Annotated in this window: 14 protein-coding genes; 8 read left to right on the forward strand and 6 right to left on the reverse strand. The window is 61.4% G+C overall.

The window, feature by feature from the left end; translation table 11 throughout:
* Positions 1–41 precede the first annotated feature (41 nt).
* From ACNOHI_RS15430 to ACNOHI_RS15455, 6 genes are all read left to right on the forward strand, one after another.
* On the forward strand, positions 42–995 hold the full coding sequence (locus ACNOHI_RS15430; RefSeq protein ID WP_420475567.1) for a CAP domain-containing protein: 954 nt from the start codon (positions 42–44) through the stop codon (positions 993–995).
* Between the two features lie 127 nt (positions 996–1,122).
* Positions 1,123–5,334: a PAS domain S-box protein gene (locus ACNOHI_RS15435; protein WP_420475568.1), complete on the forward strand. Its 4,212-nt coding sequence runs from the start codon at positions 1,123–1,125 to the stop codon at positions 5,332–5,334.
* Positions 5,335–5,342: 8 nt separating this feature from the next.
* The gene (locus ACNOHI_RS15440) at positions 5,343–6,119 is read left to right on the forward strand and encodes a response regulator (protein ID WP_420475569.1); all 777 of its coding nucleotides are present in this window, start codon (positions 5,343–5,345) and stop codon (positions 6,117–6,119) included.
* Between the two features lie 24 nt (positions 6,120–6,143).
* Positions 6,144–6,536, forward strand: a complete 393-nt coding sequence (locus tag ACNOHI_RS15445) for a response regulator transcription factor (RefSeq protein WP_420475570.1) — start codon at positions 6,144–6,146, stop codon at positions 6,534–6,536.
* Positions 6,537–6,810: 274 nt separating this feature from the next.
* A complete protein-coding gene (locus tag ACNOHI_RS15450; RefSeq protein ID WP_420475571.1) occupies positions 6,811–7,029 on the forward strand; it encodes a hypothetical protein in 219 nt (72 codons plus the stop codon).
* A gap of 163 nt (positions 7,030–7,192) precedes the next feature.
* On the forward strand, positions 7,193–7,453 hold the full coding sequence (locus ACNOHI_RS15455; protein WP_420475572.1) for a hypothetical protein: 261 nt from the start codon (positions 7,193–7,195) through the stop codon (positions 7,451–7,453).
* Between the two features lie 74 nt (positions 7,454–7,527).
* On the opposite strand, the gene ACNOHI_RS15460 is transcribed toward ACNOHI_RS15455, so the two are convergent.
* The 6 genes from ACNOHI_RS15460 to rpmH form a co-directional block, all read right to left on the reverse strand.
* Positions 7,528–7,866, reverse strand: coding sequence for a DUF3135 domain-containing protein (locus tag ACNOHI_RS15460; protein WP_420475573.1), 339 nt, complete (start codon positions 7,864–7,866; stop codon positions 7,528–7,530).
* Positions 7,867–8,289: 423 nt separating this feature from the next.
* On the reverse strand, positions 8,290–9,672 hold the full coding sequence (mnmE, locus tag ACNOHI_RS15465; RefSeq protein ID WP_420475574.1) for a tRNA uridine-5-carboxymethylaminomethyl(34) synthesis GTPase MnmE: 1,383 nt from the start codon (positions 9,670–9,672) through the stop codon (positions 8,290–8,292).
* A 263-nt stretch (positions 9,673–9,935) separates the two neighbouring features.
* Positions 9,936–11,588, reverse strand: coding sequence for a membrane protein insertase YidC (gene yidC / locus ACNOHI_RS15470; RefSeq protein WP_420475575.1), 1,653 nt, complete (start codon positions 11,586–11,588; stop codon positions 9,936–9,938).
* Positions 11,589–11,619: 31 nt separating this feature from the next.
* Positions 11,620–11,874 (reverse strand): membrane protein insertion efficiency factor YidD, encoded by a 255-nt coding sequence (gene yidD, locus ACNOHI_RS15475; protein ID WP_420475576.1) that lies wholly within the window; start codon positions 11,872–11,874, stop codon positions 11,620–11,622.
* The gene (gene rnpA / locus ACNOHI_RS15480) at positions 11,874–12,275 is read right to left on the reverse strand and encodes a ribonuclease P protein component (RefSeq protein ID WP_420475577.1); all 402 of its coding nucleotides are present in this window, start codon (positions 12,273–12,275) and stop codon (positions 11,874–11,876) included. Before rnpA ends, yidD begins: the two co-directional genes overlap by 1 nt.
* Positions 12,276–12,307: 32 nt before the next feature.
* Positions 12,308–12,442, reverse strand: a complete 135-nt coding sequence (rpmH, locus tag ACNOHI_RS15485) for a 50S ribosomal protein L34 (protein ID WP_040041456.1) — start codon at positions 12,440–12,442, stop codon at positions 12,308–12,310.
* Between the two features lie 600 nt (positions 12,443–13,042).
* Here rpmH and dnaA point away from each other — a divergent pair.
* Together dnaA and dnaN are read left to right on the forward strand one after the other, a co-directional pair.
* Positions 13,043–14,449, forward strand: coding sequence for a chromosomal replication initiator protein DnaA (dnaA, locus tag ACNOHI_RS15490; RefSeq protein ID WP_420475578.1), 1,407 nt, complete (start codon positions 13,043–13,045; stop codon positions 14,447–14,449).
* Positions 14,450–14,708: 259 nt separating this feature from the next.
* Entirely contained in the window at positions 14,709–15,815 is a 1,107-nt protein-coding gene (gene dnaN, locus ACNOHI_RS15495; RefSeq protein ID WP_420475579.1) for a DNA polymerase III subunit beta, read from the forward strand.
* Positions 15,816–16,112 lie beyond the last annotated feature (297 nt).

Genomic DNA, 16,112 nt, shown 5'->3' on the forward strand with positions numbered 1-16,112 from the left:
TTCAGACAGGACTGTGCGCTTCTTTGCTTAAAGGAATATCCATGGAGCGATTCTCCCGCTCGGCTTTGCTTGCCCTCCTCGCCTCGCTCGCCCTTGCCGCCTGTGGCGGTGGCGGCGACAGCAACGGTGGCGGCGTCACGACGCAGAATGCAACCGCCGTGAACGAGCCCGGCGCGCCCGTCGCCACCGGCAATACGGCAAACGACGGCGTGGCCTGGTTCAACTACCGCAGGTCACAGGCAGGCGTCCGCACCCTGGTGCGCGCTCCCATGGCCGATACCGCCGCCCAGCTGCATTCCGAATACCAGAAGATCCACAACGTCATCACGCACGAGCAGACGCCGGGCGCGCAGGGCTTTACCGGAGTCACCGTCGGCGACCGGCTGGCCGCCGCCGGCTACCAGTTCCGTTCCGCCTACGCCTATGGCGAAGTGCTTTCCGCCACGTCGGATACCTCGGGCGTCAACGCGGCCGAAGACCTGATCGCCGCCATCTACCACCGCTTCGTGATCCTTGACCCGGTATTCCTGCAGGTCGGCGCCGGCGCCGCGACGGTGCGCAACGGATCCACGTATTTCACCACCAACTTCGTCGCCGACCGCCTCGACGGCGGGTTGGGCGCGGGCAGGTACATCGTCTATCCCTTCGCCGGCCAGCAGCGGGTGCCGCGCAATTTCTTCAGCGACCATGAAGTGCCGGATCCGGTGCCGTCGCGTAATGAAGTCGGTTACCCGGTCAGCATCCATGCCGATATCACATCGACCATTGACGTCCAGTCCTTCAGCATCCGTCCGCGCGGCGGCAGTGCGCTCCAGGTGCAATTGCTGCAGAACCGTGCGTCCGTGGCAGGCGCCGCCGATCCGCTCACGCCTCCTTCCGCGGCCTCCATCATTCCACTGGGCGTGCTGTCGCCGGGGACGACCTACGATGTGCAATTCGTCGGAACCGTTGATGGCGTGCCGGTCAATCGGGAGTGGTCATTTACGACACAGTAGGGCCGGCAGTGCTGCCAGCCCGGCATGAATCTGATATTGTGTTTCCTGATAACAAGGAGACACGTTAGCGCGCCGCGCGATTGGCCTGCCCTTGCTATCGGTGAGGGGACCACCAACGAGCGGCACGATGACGGCAAGGCCACATACAAACCCATCTGCGCACGATGACTACGAACTGCTGAGTGCCGGCTTCAACGCGACCGGCATCGGCGTCTGCTTTCTTGACGAAAAGGGCATCTTCCTTCGCGTCAATCCCGCCTTTTCGCGCATGCTCGGTTTCGCGCCGGACGAGATCGTCGGACGTCCCTGGACCCTCGCCGCGCCGCCCGAGGTCGCGGCCTACGGTCATCGCTTCATCGCAGAACTCTTTTCCGAACGCCCGCGCCTGCCTGACGAATGGCGCGTACGCCGCGTTGACGGCAGCCTGCTGACCGCGCTGGTCAGCTTCCAGCTGATCACGGTCGCCGACGGCTTGCGCCGCATGGTCGTCACCTTCACCGATATCGACGCCCGCAAGGCAGCTGAAGAATCCGCGTTGCGCCGGTCGCAGGACCTCTACCGCAACGTGGTGGAAAACGTCAGCGAAGCGATCGTCGTGGTGCAAGGCAACCACCTCATCTATTGCAATCCGCGCACCGCCGCACTGTCGGGTTATGCACTCGACGAACTGCTGCAGATCCCCTTCACCTCCCTGATTCATCCCGACGACCTCGCCGAGGTCATGCAGCGTTACCAGCGCCGCATGGGCGACGTGCCGGCAAGTTCACGCTATGCGCAATTCCGCGTCGTGCGCCGCGACGGTGAAGTGCTGTGGGTCGAGTCGAGCGCAGTGCGCATCGATTGGGAAGGCAAGCCGGCGATGCTCGCCTTCCTTTCCGACCAGAGCGAGCGCAGGCGGCAGCAGGATGCGCTGGTGAAATCCGAAGAGCACCACCGCCAGGTGGTCGACAACGCCACCGAGGGCATCCTCGTGATGCAGGATGGCCGGATCGTGTTCGCCAATGCGCGCGTGCTGCAGATGACCGGCTATGCGCACGACCAGCTGATCGGCCAGTCGCTCGGACATGACGTGCATCCGGACGACCGCCCCATGGTGCTGGACCGTTACGCGCGCCGCATGCGCGGCGAAGCGGTCGAGCAGAAGACTGCGTTCCGCGTCGTCAATGCAATTTCCGGCACCACCGTCTGGATCGAAGTCGCCGCCGTCACCATCGAATGGGAAGGCCGCCCCGCCGCATTGGCTTTCGTCAACGACATCACCGAACGCAAGGCGCTCGAGGACAAGCTCAAGCAGACGCTGGCGGAGCGGGAAACCATCCTCGAGAACTCCATCGTCGGCATGATCTTCCTGAACGCTGCCGGCCGCATCAACTGGGCCAACAGCGCGCTGTTCCAGATCTTCCGCGTCGGGCGCATGGATCCGATCGGAAAATCGCTGGAGCCGTACTACCCGTCGCGCGAGGACTATTTGAAAACGGGAGCAGCGGTGGCTGACGCGGTGCGTCGCGGCGCCTCCTTCGAGGCCGAACTGCAGATGCGGCGCGCGGACGGCACCCTGTTCTGGGCCTACCTGTCCGGGCGCGCGGTCAATCCGCAGGACCTCTCCCGCGGCACGGTATGGGTGGTCATGGACATCACCAAGCGCCGCCAGCTCGAGATCGACCTCAACAAGTCCGAAGAGCACCATCGCCAGGTGGTCGACAACGCCACCGAATGCATCCTGGTCGTGCAGGGCGGCCATATCGTTTTCTGCAATCCGCGCCTGGTGCAGCTGACCGGTTACACGCAGGAAGAGCTGTTCGAGCTGCCCTTCTCAGCGTCCATCCATCCCGACGACCGGCCGCTCGTGGTCGACCACCACATGCGCCGACTGCGCGGCGAACAGGTCGAGCAGTACTACCAGTTCCGCATCATCAACGCGCAAACCAAGGCGGTGATCTGGGTGCAGCTGTCGGCGGTGATGATCGAGTGGGAAGGCAAACCGGCGACACTGTCCTTCGTGACCGACGTGACCGAGCGCAAGCGCCTCGAGGACAGTCTCAAGCACAGCATGGCGGAACGCATCCGCCTCGAAACCCTGCAGATCCAGGCCGAGCTGAAGGAAGCCGAACTCGCCCGCCGCCACGCCGAGGAAACCACCCGCGCCAAGTCGATGTTCCTGGCCAACATGAGCCACGAAATCCGCACGCCGATGAACGCCATCATCGGCATGGCGCACCTTGCCCTGCGCACCGGGCTTGATCCCAAGCAGCGCGACTACGTCGAAAAGATCCGCAGCGCCGGCCTCTCTCTGCTGGGCGTGATCAATGACATCCTCGACTTTTCGAAGATCGAGGCCGGCAAGCTCGACATGGAGCACGTCAGTTTCAATCTCGACGACGTGCTCAACAATGTCGCGACCGTGACCGGTGCCCGTGCCCACGAGAAACGGCTGGAATACCTGTTCCAGTTCCCGTTCGATATCCCGCGCGGGCTGGTTGGCGATCCATTGCGTCTCGGCCAGGTGCTGATCAATTTGATCAACAACGCCATCAAGTTCACCGATGAAGGCGAAGTCTTCGTCGCGTGCCGCCGGCTCGACACGAGCGCCGACAAGATCCAGTTGCAGTTCGTCGTGCGCGACACCGGCATCGGCATGTCGGCCGAGCAGACCGGCAAGCTGTTCCGCGCCTTCAGCCAGGCCGACGAATCGACCACGCGCAAGTACGGTGGCACCGGACTCGGCCTCTCGATCTCCAAGCGCCTGGTGGAGCTGATGGGCGGCACCATCTGGCTGGAGAGCGAAGCCGGCGTGGGCACCACGATCCGCTTCACCGCCTGGTTCGGTCTGGCGGACGCGCTGGAAAGGCACTGCCAGCCGCCACAGGGCATCGAAGGACTGCGGGTGCTGGTGGTGGACGACCACCCGGCGGCGCGCACCGTGCTGGCCGAAAGCCTCGCTGCGCTGCCCGTCAGCGTTGACATTGCCCGCAATGCCGGCGAGGCGCTTCACATGATTTGCAGCGCGGATGCCAGTGCGCCGTATTCCGCGGTGTTCACGGACTTCGACATGCCCGGCATGGACGGGCTCGACCTCATCACCGCCGTCAAGCACGACGATACGCTCGGTGCGCCGCCGCGCATGATCCTGCTCACCGCGCACGGCCGGGAAGAGGCCCGTCAGCGCGTCGAGCACATGAAGGCAGACGGTTTCCTGCTCAAGCCGGTCAATACGTCCAGCCTGGTCGACACGTTGGTCGAAATGTTCGCGCCGCGCACGCGCATCGCTGCCGGCGGCGTGCCGGAGCGCATGCCGCGCTTCCGCGACCTCAATGTGCTGCTGGTCGAGGACAACGAAATCAACCAGCAGATCGCCATCGAACTCCTGCAGGCGGCCGGCATCCGCGTGGAAGTGGCCGCCAACGGCCGTGTCGCGCTCGACCGCCTGATGATTGGCGGCCCACGCCGTTACGGGCTCGTCTTCATGGACGTGCAGATGCCGGAAATGGATGGTCACGAAGCGACTCGCCGCATCCGCGCCGACGCCCGCTTCGCCCGCCTGCCGATCCTGGCAATGACGGCCCATGCGCTGGTCGAGGAGCGCGAACGCTGCTTCGCCGCCGGGATGAACGGCCACCTTGCCAAGCCGATCAATCCCTCCGAACTGTATGCGGCCATCAGCCGGTGGTGCCCGCAATGCGTGGTGAGCGACGAAGGACAGGATGCTCAGCCTTCCGCCCATGAGGATGCCGAACTGGTGATCGACGGCATCGACGTCGAGGACGGATTGTCCCGCACGCTCGGCAACCGTGAATTCTTCCTGCAGATGCTGACGCGCTTCCGCGACAGCCATTGCGATGCGGCGGCCGACATTCGCAGCGCGCTGCGGCAGGACCGTGAACTGGCCGAACGCCATGCCCATTCGCTCAAGGGGGTAGCGGCCCTGCTGGGCGCCGTCGAGGTGCGCGAACTCGCATCCCACCTGGAAAAGTGCATGCGGAACGGCGCGCCCGACAGCGACTTGCATCCATTACTCGACGAACTCGATGCCCTGCTGAGCGCGCTGTTCGTCGCGATCGGGAAGGTGCTCCCCGGCACGGAACCCCTGGTTGCGCGAATCGAGAACGACGCTTACGATCGTGCGGAAGCGCAGGCAGCCATCCAGCGTATCGGCGCTCTGCTGCGCGAAAGCGACGGCGATGCAGTGGACGCCTTTGACCAGTCGGCCGGGTTGCTCGCGGCGGCGCTCGACGCGCGCAGCTGGAGCGACATCGAGCGTGCGGTCACGCTTTACGATTTTGATGCGGCACTGGTTGCCCTGCGCACCGGCGCAGAGGCTGCCGGCTTCCGTGTCGACTAGGAGACGAGATGGGCAACCTGTTCGCATTCGCACAGAAACCGACGATCCTGCTGGTCGACGACACGCCGGACAACATCACCCTGCTGTCGGCGCTGCTCAAGGACAAGTACAAGCTCAAGATCGCGACCAACGGCGTGAAGGCGCTGCAGATTGCCCATGCCGCGCCCGCCCCCGATCTCATCCTGCTCGACGTGATGATGCCGGAAATGGATGGCCACGAGACCTGCCGCCGCCTGAAGGCGGATCCGCAGACCTCCGACATCCCGGTCATTTTCCTGACCTCGCGCACGCGGCCCGAGGATGAAGAATTCGGCCTCTCCCTTGGCGCCGCTGACTACATCATGAAACCCATCAGCCCGCCTATCGTGCTTGCGCGCGTGGCGACTCAGCTCCAGCTGCAGCGCGCGCGCCAGCTGCTGCGGAGCGAGGAAACGGAAGCACGCCCGGAGCAGCGCGACAGCGGCGCCCTCGCTGGCCGCATGCAGGCCTACACTCAGGCATTGGGTGAACGGCTGCGCGAACATCCGCGCTTTTCGCGCATATTCGCGGACGAAAACATCGGATTGGCTGCACGGCTGACGGCGGTGGTCGGCGCATACGATGCGCTGGTCTCGCGCGAGACGGGCTGCAGTCACGAAGAAGCCGTGCGTCTCATGCGGGAAGGTGCAAGCCATTTCGATCCCGACGTCCTGCACGCCTTCCTGCATATCGAAGGGACCTTCCGTGCGATCGCGCAGCAGGATCAACAGGTCGGTAGCGCCGCCGTGCAGCAATCGGCAGCATAACGCGACAGCCACCAGGGGAACGCCATGCCCAATCCTGCCAATGTCAGTGTCCTCATCATCGATGACAACGACGTCAGCCGCTCCATGCTGCGGCACATCCTTGCCAGCGAACGCTATCGCGTCGTCGGCGAGGCCGGCAACGGACGGCTCGGCCTGGAACTGGCGGAGCGCCTCAAGCCCAACATCATCTGCCTCGACATCAACATGCCGACGCCGAATGGCATCGACGTGCTCAGGCAGGTGAAGGAAAAACTGCCGCAGGCCGTCGTGCTCATGGTGACCGGCAACAACGACCGGGCATCGGTCACCGAAGCGATGCAGGGCGGCGCCGCCGGTTACATCGTGAAGCCCTACAACCCCACGACGCTGCTGCGCACGCTCGAACAAGCCGTGCTCAAGCTGCCCTCGCCCGCCTGACCACGGCCATGGCCCTCAACCGCAATCGTCTCCGCGCTTTCCTGTGCATCGCCGCCTCGGCCGCCGTCAGCATCGGCCTTATCCTCTGGGCGGTGGGCGCGTTTTTCTAGCTTACCCACATTTCCTGTGTCCAAATCTGTGGACAAGTGAGGATAACGTTGGTTAAGCATATGATTTTCAAGAAAATTTCTTCGTTGATGAAAATCAATGCAGGCTGCTCGGCGAACATCTTCCAGTGAGCATAGTCCTAACTGCTCAAGCGAAGGAGGCGATGATGGCAGCCATCAAATACACCAAGGCGGACTGGGTTGCACAGGCCGATATCCAGGAAGAAGCAGGTGGAAAATTCCGCGGCGTGGTGATGATCAGCCACCAGCACGGTGCCGCGAGCGAAGACCAACAGCACACGGCGGATGCACCCTCCGACAGCCCGGAGCAGGCACTTGAACAGGCAATTGCCTTGGCGCATCGCCTCCTTGCGGGTGTGCCGTAAGGCTAGGTTCGGTGCGGAGTAGCGGCGTTGCAACACGCAAACAGGCGCTGTTTGATGATGCGCAAACGGGCGGGCATTTGTACGGCGGACAGGTACCGCTGCCCTCGCGGCAACCCTAGAATACGTGCCGGCATCCGTCGCCCGCACGTACTTCTGCAAGCCCATGCGTTTCCAACGTTGTATCCATTCCAGTTGCCGCCGCCCTTTCCAGGTTAATGAATTCGGCGGGCATACCGCCGAATTCAGAGGCACCATCACCTGTCCGCATTGCGGGCACTCCGTCTCCGCAGCCGCGGGCAGCGTCTTTCTTGTCCACGCGATGAGTCCGGAAGAAGAGGCGGCATTCAACCTCGACTTTCCCTCCGCGACAGAATCGCAGTTGCCCACATTCGGCGTGGACAAGGTTGTGGACAACTGGGGATAAGCAGCCCTATATCCATGATTCACAAGGGAAATTTTCCCTTGATTAAACGCAAGGCAGTGGTTAGGGCGTCCACCTCATGCCGCGCGGAGCGAGCTATTGTTACGCAATCGCTCGATGATCAGTGCCGCGTGCAATCCGGCGGCGGCTTCCAGCGCCTGCGTCCAGTTGTCCTGAAGACGCGCCACCGAATCCTGCATCATGCGGAACGCAATCAGCGCGGCATCCATCGGGGTTGCCGCACTCGCGCGGGCGGTCTCGATCTGATCCAGTAGCCTTTCCAGGGAAGGGCGATGCCGCAGGGGGGCCTCGTCGACTGCCTCGCGCAGCATATGGCGCCGGAAGTCCTCCAGCGCAGCAGGATCGTGGCGGTACAACGCCACCAGTACGTCGAAATCCGGGAGGGGGGTAGTCATCAATCGGGCTCCTGTAGGTCAAGTAACTACAGGTATATCGCCCTTGTCATTTTGGTATCTTGTGGCCGCTCAAGGGCACACGGTGTGCGGTCTGCTTGGGCGCAACCGGCGGGCACCCGGACAACGGGCAAAAAAAAAGCCCGCTGACCTTTCGGTAGCGGGCGAATCCAATTCAAGAAGAGTTGGAGGAGACAGGAGGAATCATACTGCTCCGCAACAAATCCCACCGCTTTATTCTGGTGATGACAATCATTCATAAAGCTGATAACAGCGGCCGGTAAAAAGCCCGCAGGGCTTTCGCCGAGCGGGCTTCCGTGTCTCCTTCGATCATCCTGGTATCGGATTTCTTTATTTGGTGGCCGAATACTACACGGCTTTAACTAAAAACAAAAGTGCGTTTATCGAACACGCACCGAATATTCGTCATTTTCCAATGCAAAAACGGTTGAAAATTACGCCAAGCAGGTCATCCGGCGTGAATTCTCCGGTGATGCTGTTCAAACGCTCCTGCGCGATTCGTAATTCTTCCGCAAACAGGTCGAGCGCATGGTCGCTGGTCTGGTTGTTCTTCGCGACGTGTTCCGCCGCGACGTCGAGGTGGTCGCGCGCCGCCTTCAGCGCCAGCAAATGACGCTCGCGCGCCAGGAAGCGGGACTCGCCTGTCTGCTGCCAGCCGGCCACGCGCAGCAATTCCGTCCGCAACAGGTCGATGCCGCGTCGGTCGGTCGCCGACAGGTAAACATGCGTGGCATCCGGCATGCGGTCCACTGCCGGCTTGTGGCCGGACAAGTCAATCTTGTTCCACACCCGTAGCACAGGCACGTTATCCGGCAAGCGATCCACGATCTCTTCATCGCCGCGTGTCGGTCCGCGGCTCGCGTCCAGCAGGTGCACGATCACGTCCGCCTTGTTCACTTCGCCCCAGGTGCGCTCGATGCCGATGCGTTCCACCTCGTCGCCGGCGTCGCGGATGCCCGCCGTATCGATGATGTGCAGCGGGATGCCTTCCATCTGGATAGTCTCGGTCACCTTGTCGCGGGTGGTGCCGGCAATCGGCGTGACGATCGCGACTTCCGAACCAGCAAGCGCATTCAGCAGCGAGGATTTTCCAACGTTCGGCTGCCCCGCCAGCACCACGTTCAGTCCCTCGCGCAGCAGCGCGCCCTGCGATGCCTGCTCGAACACTTCTTTCAGCGACGCGCGGATTCGCTCCAGCTGGCCGCGCGCGTCGGATTTTTCGAGAAAGTCGATTTCCTCTTCCGGGAAATCCAGCGTCGCCTCCACGAGCATGCGCAAGTGGATCACCTGGTCGACCAGTTCGTGGATGGTCTTGGAGAACACGCCCGACAAGGAGGCGGATGCCGATTTCGCCGCCGCTTCCGTCGACGCCTCGATCAGGTCCGCCACTGCCTCGGCCTGTGCCAGGTCGAGCTTGTCATTCAGGAAGGCGCGATGCGTGAACTCGCCCGGCTGCGCCACGCGCAGGCCGATATCCTTGCCCGCTTCCAGGCAGCGCGACAGCAGCATCTGCATCACCACGGGGCCGCCGTGTCCTTGCAGTTCGAGCACGTCCTCGCCCGTGTACGAATGCGGCGCCTTGAAGTAGATGGCAATGCCCTGGTCGATGGCTGTGCCGTCGGCATTCTGGAAGGGCAGATAGGTCGCGTAGCGCGGCTTGAGCTCCGCCGTGCCGCAGAGGGCTTGCATGACGGGCGCGATGTTCTTGCCGGAGACGCGGACGACGCCGATGCCCCCGCGACCGGGTGCGGTGGCGATGGCGGCGATGGGGGAAGAGTCGAAGTTCATGGGGTGATTCTAGAGTTGGGGCAAGGGACTGATCAAATGAAAAGAATTGGTAGGGACGCAATTGCAACATCGATGATGTTTGCTGGCAGGGGGATAAAGTGAAACCGTCATTGCATTTCCCCCGTCATTCCCGCCTGCGCGGGAATGACGGGGAACGGAAAGCAAACGATCAAACGCCAAGGCCGCGTGCATACGCAACAATGCCTTTTACCGCAAACAAAAAAGCCCGCGCATCGCACGGGCTTCTTCGGTCATCCAATCGATCAGGCCGGCTGCCCGCTCTCGATCTTCTTCGTGATCACCCACTGCTGGGCGATCGACAGGATGTTGTTCACCACCCAGTACAGCACGAGGCCGGCCGGGAAGAAGAAGAACATTACCGAGAAAATGATCGGCATGAACATCATCACTTTCGCCTGGATTGGATCCGGCGGGGTCGGGTTCAGCTTGGTCTGGATGAACATCGACGCGGCCATCACCAGCGGCAGGATGTAGAACGGGTCCGGCGAGGCAAGGTCGTGGATCCAGCCGAGCCACGGCGCGTTGCGCATCTCGACGGACGCCAGCAGCACCCAGTACAGCGCGATGAACACCGGGATCTGCACCACGATCGGCAGGCAGCCGCCGAGCGGGTTGATCTTCTCGGTCTTGTACAGCTCCATCAGCGCCTGGTTCATCTTCTGCGGATCGTTCTTGTAACGCTCGCGGATCGACGTCATCTTCGGCGTCACAGTCTTCATCTTCGCCATGCTGCGGTAGGATGCGGCGGACAGCGGGAAGAAGGCCAGCTTGATCATGATAGTCAGCACGATAATGGTCCAGCCCCAGTTGCCCAGTACCTTGTGGATCTGGTCCATCAGCCAGAAGATCGGCTTGGCGAGGAGCGTCAGCCAGCCGTAGTCCTTCACCAGTTCCAGGCCGGGCGCCAGCTTTTCAAGGCGGTCGGTTTCCTGCGGGCCGGAGTACAGCTTCGCGTCCAGCGATGCGGTTGCGCCCGGCGCCACGGTGCCGACCGGCAGGATCGAACCGATGGCGTACAGGTTGTTGTCGACCTTCTTCGAATAGATCTCGCGCTGCGCGTTCTGCGCCGGCACCAGCGCCGATACGAAGTAGTGCTGCACCAGCGCCACCCAGCCATTGTCCGACTTGGTCGCGTGCTTGGTCTTGCCCTTCTCGATGTCTTCGAACTCCATCTTCTGGTACTTCTCGCCGTCGGTGTACACGACCGGGCCGGTGAAGGTGCTGTAGAACTGCGATTCACCCGCCGGCTTGCTGCCGTCGCGCAGGAGCTGCATGTAGACGGAAGGAGCGATCGGTGCGCCGCTGTTGTTCACCACATCATGCTTGACGCCGATGGTGTAATCGCCCTTGCGGAAGGTGTAGGTCTTCACCAGCTTGACGCCGCCCTGCTCGGATTCCAGCACCAGTTGCAGCTCGTCCTTGCCGTCCAGCGTGCGCGGACCCGGCTTAGCGACGAAGCCCGACTTGTGGTTCGGGAAATTGCCGCCGATGAGGCCGGTCTGCGCCACGTAGGTGTGGCCGGCCGTCGAGTCGAACAGCACCATGTTCTTGGTCTGGTCGACGGTGTCCTTGTGCTTGAGCAGTTCGAGGCGCTTGAGCTCGCCGCCGACCGTGTCGATATCCGCCTTGACCACGTCGGTCGTGATGGTGATGATCTCGCTCTTGACCGGCGTAGTGGCGCCCGGAATGGCGGCCGGCGCCTGCGCGGTCGCCGTCGGTTGCGGCACGTCCGACTTCGCGGCGGGAGTGCCGCCTGCCGCAGCCGGCTTGTCCGCCTGCTGCGTCGCATTCGGGAAGAACATCGACTGTTTGCCGTTATAGCGCATCCAGTTGTCCCACAGCAGCAGCAGGGACAGCGAGAACACAACCCACAGGATGGTACGTTGGATATCCATAGTTCTTTATTGTGCTTGAGTAATCAGTAATTCAATGATGCTGGCAGGCACAGTCCGCATGCCCGTCCGCCGCCTTCTTCGGCACCGGATCCACGCCGCCCGGATGCCACGGATGGCATTTGCACAAACGTTTCGCCGCAAGCAGGCCGCCCTTCGCCGCGCCGTGTTCGCGGATCGCTTCGGTGGCGTAGGTGGAGCAGGTCGGGTAGAAACGGCAGTTCTGGCCGAGGAAAGGACTGATGCCCAGCTGGTACGCGCGCAATAGTAGCAGCAAAAGCGTTTTCATCAGCGGGATTCCGCGTTGGGCGAAGGGCGTTTCGCCACCTGCGAGCCGAGCAGCTGCGCAAGTTCGCGGCGCAATTCAGTCTTGAGCTTCGCGTTGGTCGCCGGACCGGCTTTGGAATTCACGGGCTGGGACAGGCGGACGATGCAATCGATCGCAGGCAGGGCGGTCTGGCGGAACAGTTCGCGCGTCACGCGCTTGATCGTATTGCGGGTCACCGCGCGCGGCGCGAAGCGCTTGGCGGCCACGATGCCCAGCCGGGCGTGGTCCAGCGCATTGCTGCGCGCATACAGGACGAAATGCGCGGTGCGCTGCACGGGCCGCAAACGAAAAACGGATGAAAAATCATCCGTTTTCACGATGCGCCGGGTGCGTGCGTAGTTGTGTGAACGTTCTTCGCTCACGCCGGCAGCTTTTTTTGGGTGCAGTGCTTGGCTTAGACGGCCAGGCGCTTGCGGCCCTTGGCGCGACGAGCATTCAGCACGGCGCGGCCACCGCGGGTAGCCATACGGACACGGAAACCGTGGGTGCGCTTGCGGCGGACGACGGAAGGTTGGTAAGTACGTTTCATTTAGGTCTCGCTAAAGCAAAAATGGGTGGGAAATCACGCGGCCCATTCTTGTCTTGTGAACGCGCACAAAACGCAACAGGCAGTGAACCCGCAATTAAACCTCAATTTCTGCTTGTATGTCAATTACTTAGGGAAAGGAAGGGATGGAAAAGGTAGCAAGCAGGCGAGCGTGGGCGGATTTGATGTCTGCAGGCGGGCAGCAAAGCCCGATCTGTCCCGTCACCCTTCCCGTCATTCCCGCCTGCGCGGGAATGACGGGGAGAAGAAGCCGAGAATCATGCGCAAGCGCCCGCCCGCCACCTTCTTGGACCTTATTATCTTCCCACCAGTAATAACCAATACCCCCACCTTCCCTAAGCCCAAATTATCCACATTGGCAAGCACTTTTTTATGTCGGAAAAATGACGCAGGCTGTGGATAACTGCGAGGCCCGGCGTTAGAATACCCCTCCCTGTGGAAGCCGGCCCGGATCGACATGCCGCTCCCGCACTCCACTGCGCAGACCATCCACCTTGGCCCGGACTGTGCAGCGGACTGCCGGAGGAGAGCAGGACGAAGGGCCTTGTGCATTTTCCACAAAGCAAACATTAGAAAAAATTCATGGAAAATTTCTGGCAGACTTGCTCCGCGAAACTGGAGCAGGAACTCACGCCTCAGCAGTTCAGTGCCTGGATCAAGCCGCTCGTGCCCCTCGACTTCGAGGATGGCTGCTTGCGCATCGCCGCACCGAACCGCTTCAAGCTCGATTGGGTCAAGACGCAATTTGCCGGCCGCATTACCGCCCTGGCCGCTGAGCACTGGGAGCAGCCGATCGATGTCCAGTTCGTGCTCGACCCCCGCACTAATGTCGTCCGCAAGCCCGCCCCGGCGCCAATATCGATGCCTTCGGCCGCGCTCGCGCTGGCCGGCGGTGGTAATGACTACGCCGACATGCCCGACCCGATCGAGCGCGTCGATATTGTCATCGAGGAAACAAAGAAGCGCGACCAGAGCAAGATCAATCCGGTCCTGACCTTCGAGAATTTCGTGACCGGTAAGGCCAACCAGCTGGCGCGCGCCGCCGCCATCCAGGTCGCCAACAACCCGGGCGTGTCGTACAACCCGCTGTTCCTGTACGGCGGCGTCGGCCTCGGCAAGACCCACCTGATCCACGCCATCGGCAACCAGCTGCTGCAGGAAAATCCGAACGTCCGCATTCGCTATATCCACGCAGAGCAATATGTTCGCGACGTAGTGACTGCTTACCAACGCAAGGGTTTCGACGATTTCAAGCGCTACTACCATTCGCTGGACATGCTGCTAATCGATGACATCCAGTTCTTTGCCGGCAAGAGCCGCACGCAGGAAGAATTCTTCTACGCGTTCGAAGCGTTGATTGCTGCGAAGAAACAAATCATCATCACCAGCGACACCTATCCGAAGGAAATCACGGGCATGGACGACCGCCTGATTTCCCGTTTCGACTCCGGCCTGACGGTCGCCGTCGAACCGCCGGAACTGGAAATGCGCGTCGCCATCCTGCTGAAAAAAGCGTCCTCCGAAGGCGTCGTGCTGAACGATGACGTTGCCTTCTTCGTCGCCAAGCACCTGCGCTCCAACGTCCGCGAACTGGAAGGCGCGCTGCGCAAGATCCTGGCGTACTCGCGATTCCACGACAAGGACATCACGATCGATGTTGTCAAAGAGGCACTAAAAGATCTGCTGTCCGTCCAGAACCGCCAGATTTCCGTAGAGAACATCCAGAAGACCGTCGCCGACTTCTTCAACATCAAGGTCGCCGACATGTACTCCAAGAAGCGCCCGGCTAACATTGCCCGTCCGCGCCAGATTGCGATGTACCTTGCCAAAGAGCTAACGCAGAAAAGCCTGCCGGAAATCGGCGAACTCTTCGGCGGCCGCGACCATACCACGGTCCTGCATGCCGTACGCAAGATTGCCGCTGACCGTTCCAAGAACCCCGAAGTGAACCACGAGCTGCACGTCCTCGAGCAGACCCTGAAAGGCTAATCCACAGCTGCCTGTTGGCCTGTGGATAACCTTTCAACCCCCTTTGCCTAAATTTAAAGCAGCGCCTCCCCGGCGCTGCCGAAGCCCTTGTAAAGCAGGCAAAAAAGCCTCACTTTGGTTTCTTGGGCACCCCCCTTTTCTGTCAAAATAGAGGTTGTTTTGCATTTGTTTGACCAGGCGGGAATCTGTCCTTTTTAGACCTGCCTTTTCACCCTGACTTACCGCACTGTCTCAACTCAATTACTACAAGGACAAAAGCATGCAATTGGTCAAAACCCAACGAGACACGCTTCTCCGACCTCTGCAGATCGTGAGTGGTATTGTCGAGCGTCGGCACACGCTGCCGATTCTGGCCAATATCCTCATTCGCAAGGACGGCGAAAAGGTCTCCTTCCTGTCCACTGATATCGAAGTGCAGATCACCACGACCGCCGACGTCGGCAGCGGCGGTGAAGTCGCCGCGACCACCGTCGCCGCCCGCAAGCTGCTCGACATCCTGCGCGCGCTGCCCGACTTCGGCGACGTCACCCTCTCGCTGGCCAACAAGCGCATGACCGTCCAGTCCGGCAAGTCGCGCTTCGCCCTGCAAACCCTGGCCGCCGAAGAATTCCCGACCGTCGCGCAAGCCGAACACTTCAACGCCAAGGTCACGCTGCCGCAGAAGACCTTGAAGCACCTGTTCAACATGGTGCACTTCGCGATGGCCCAGCAGGACATCCGCTACTACCTGAACGGCCTGCTGCTCGTCGTCGACGGCAAGAACGTCATCGCAGTCGCCACCGACGGCCACCGTCTCGCGTTCTGCCAGGTCGAGACCGACCAGAATTTCCAGCGCCAGGAAGTCATCATCCCGCGCAAGACGATTCTCGAACTGCAGCGCCTGCTCGAAGACAGCGACCAGACCGTCGACCTCGAGATCGCCAGCAACCAGGTCAAGCTCACCTTCGCCGACATCGAACTGATTTCGAAACTGGTCGAAGGCAAGTTCCCGGATTACACCCGCGTGATCCCGAAGGGCTACAAGAACAACTTCACGATCGACCGCCAGACGCTGCTGCACGCACTGCAGCGCGCGGCCATCATGACGAGCGATAAGTTCAAGGGCGTCCGCTGCATCATCGCACCGGGCAGCCTCAAGATCAGCTCCACCAACGCCGACCAGGAAGAGGCCGTGGAAGAACTCGAAATCGATTACGGCGGCGACACCGTCGACATCGGCTTCAACGTCTCCTACCTGCTCGACGTGCTGAACAACCTCAAGTGCGACAACATCAACGTCGCGCTTGGCGACGCCAATTCATCGGCGTTGATCACCGTGCCGGACAACGCCGACTTCAAGTACGTCGTGATGCCGATGCGTATTTAATGATTTAGAAAAGACAATTTGCCAAGGGGGCTGCCGTGGGTAAGGCGAGCCCCTTTGCCACATTTATGGAAATCCGAAATTTATAGCCAATCGGTTCCCTCCCCTTCAAGGGGATGAGCACGGGGTTTCGCAAAGCATGCTTTGCGCCGTGCGAATCTAAGCAGCTTGCAAGCTGCGAAGTGGAGGGCTAGGGTGGGGATGGGTTTCAGCAATGAAACCTCGAAGCACGCGAGAAACCCATCCCCATCCCAACCTTCCCCTTGAAGGGGAAGGAGCCGAAAAGCCCGTTCTTTCAGC

This window comes from Noviherbaspirillum sp. ST9 (assembly GCF_048799745.1).
Classification (GTDB): Bacteria; Pseudomonadota; Gammaproteobacteria; order Burkholderiales; family Burkholderiaceae_D; genus Noviherbaspirillum.

Coding starts and splice junctions, on each gene's coding strand:
- ACNOHI_RS15430 (WP_420475567.1), top strand. CDS start 42: ATGGAGCGATTCTCCCGCTCGGCTTTGCTTGCCCTCCTCGCCTCGCTC.
- ACNOHI_RS15435 (WP_420475568.1), top strand. CDS start 1,123: ATGACGGCAAGGCCACATACAAACCCATCTGCGCACGATGACTACGAA.
- ACNOHI_RS15440 (WP_420475569.1), top strand. CDS start 5,343: ATGGGCAACCTGTTCGCATTCGCACAGAAACCGACGATCCTGCTGGTC.
- ACNOHI_RS15445 (WP_420475570.1), top strand. CDS start 6,144: ATGCCCAATCCTGCCAATGTCAGTGTCCTCATCATCGATGACAACGAC.
- ACNOHI_RS15450 (WP_420475571.1), top strand. CDS start 6,811: ATGGCAGCCATCAAATACACCAAGGCGGACTGGGTTGCACAGGCCGAT.
- ACNOHI_RS15455 (WP_420475572.1), top strand. CDS start 7,193: ATGCGTTTCCAACGTTGTATCCATTCCAGTTGCCGCCGCCCTTTCCAG.
- ACNOHI_RS15460 (WP_420475573.1), bottom strand. CDS start 7,866: ATGACTACCCCCCTCCCGGATTTCGACGTACTGGTGGCGTTGTACCGC.
- mnmE (WP_420475574.1), bottom strand. CDS start 9,672: ATGAACTTCGACTCTTCCCCCATCGCCGCCATCGCCACCGCACCCGGT.
- yidC (WP_420475575.1), bottom strand. CDS start 11,588: ATGGATATCCAACGTACCATCCTGTGGGTTGTGTTCTCGCTGTCCCTG.
- yidD (WP_420475576.1), bottom strand. CDS start 11,874: ATGAAAACGCTTTTGCTGCTACTATTGCGCGCGTACCAGCTGGGCATC.
- rpmH (WP_040041456.1), bottom strand. CDS start 12,442: ATGAAACGTACTTACCAACCTTCCGTCGTCCGCCGCAAGCGCACCCAC.
- dnaA (WP_420475578.1), top strand. CDS start 13,043: ATGGAAAATTTCTGGCAGACTTGCTCCGCGAAACTGGAGCAGGAACTC.
- dnaN (WP_420475579.1), top strand. CDS start 14,709: ATGCAATTGGTCAAAACCCAACGAGACACGCTTCTCCGACCTCTGCAG.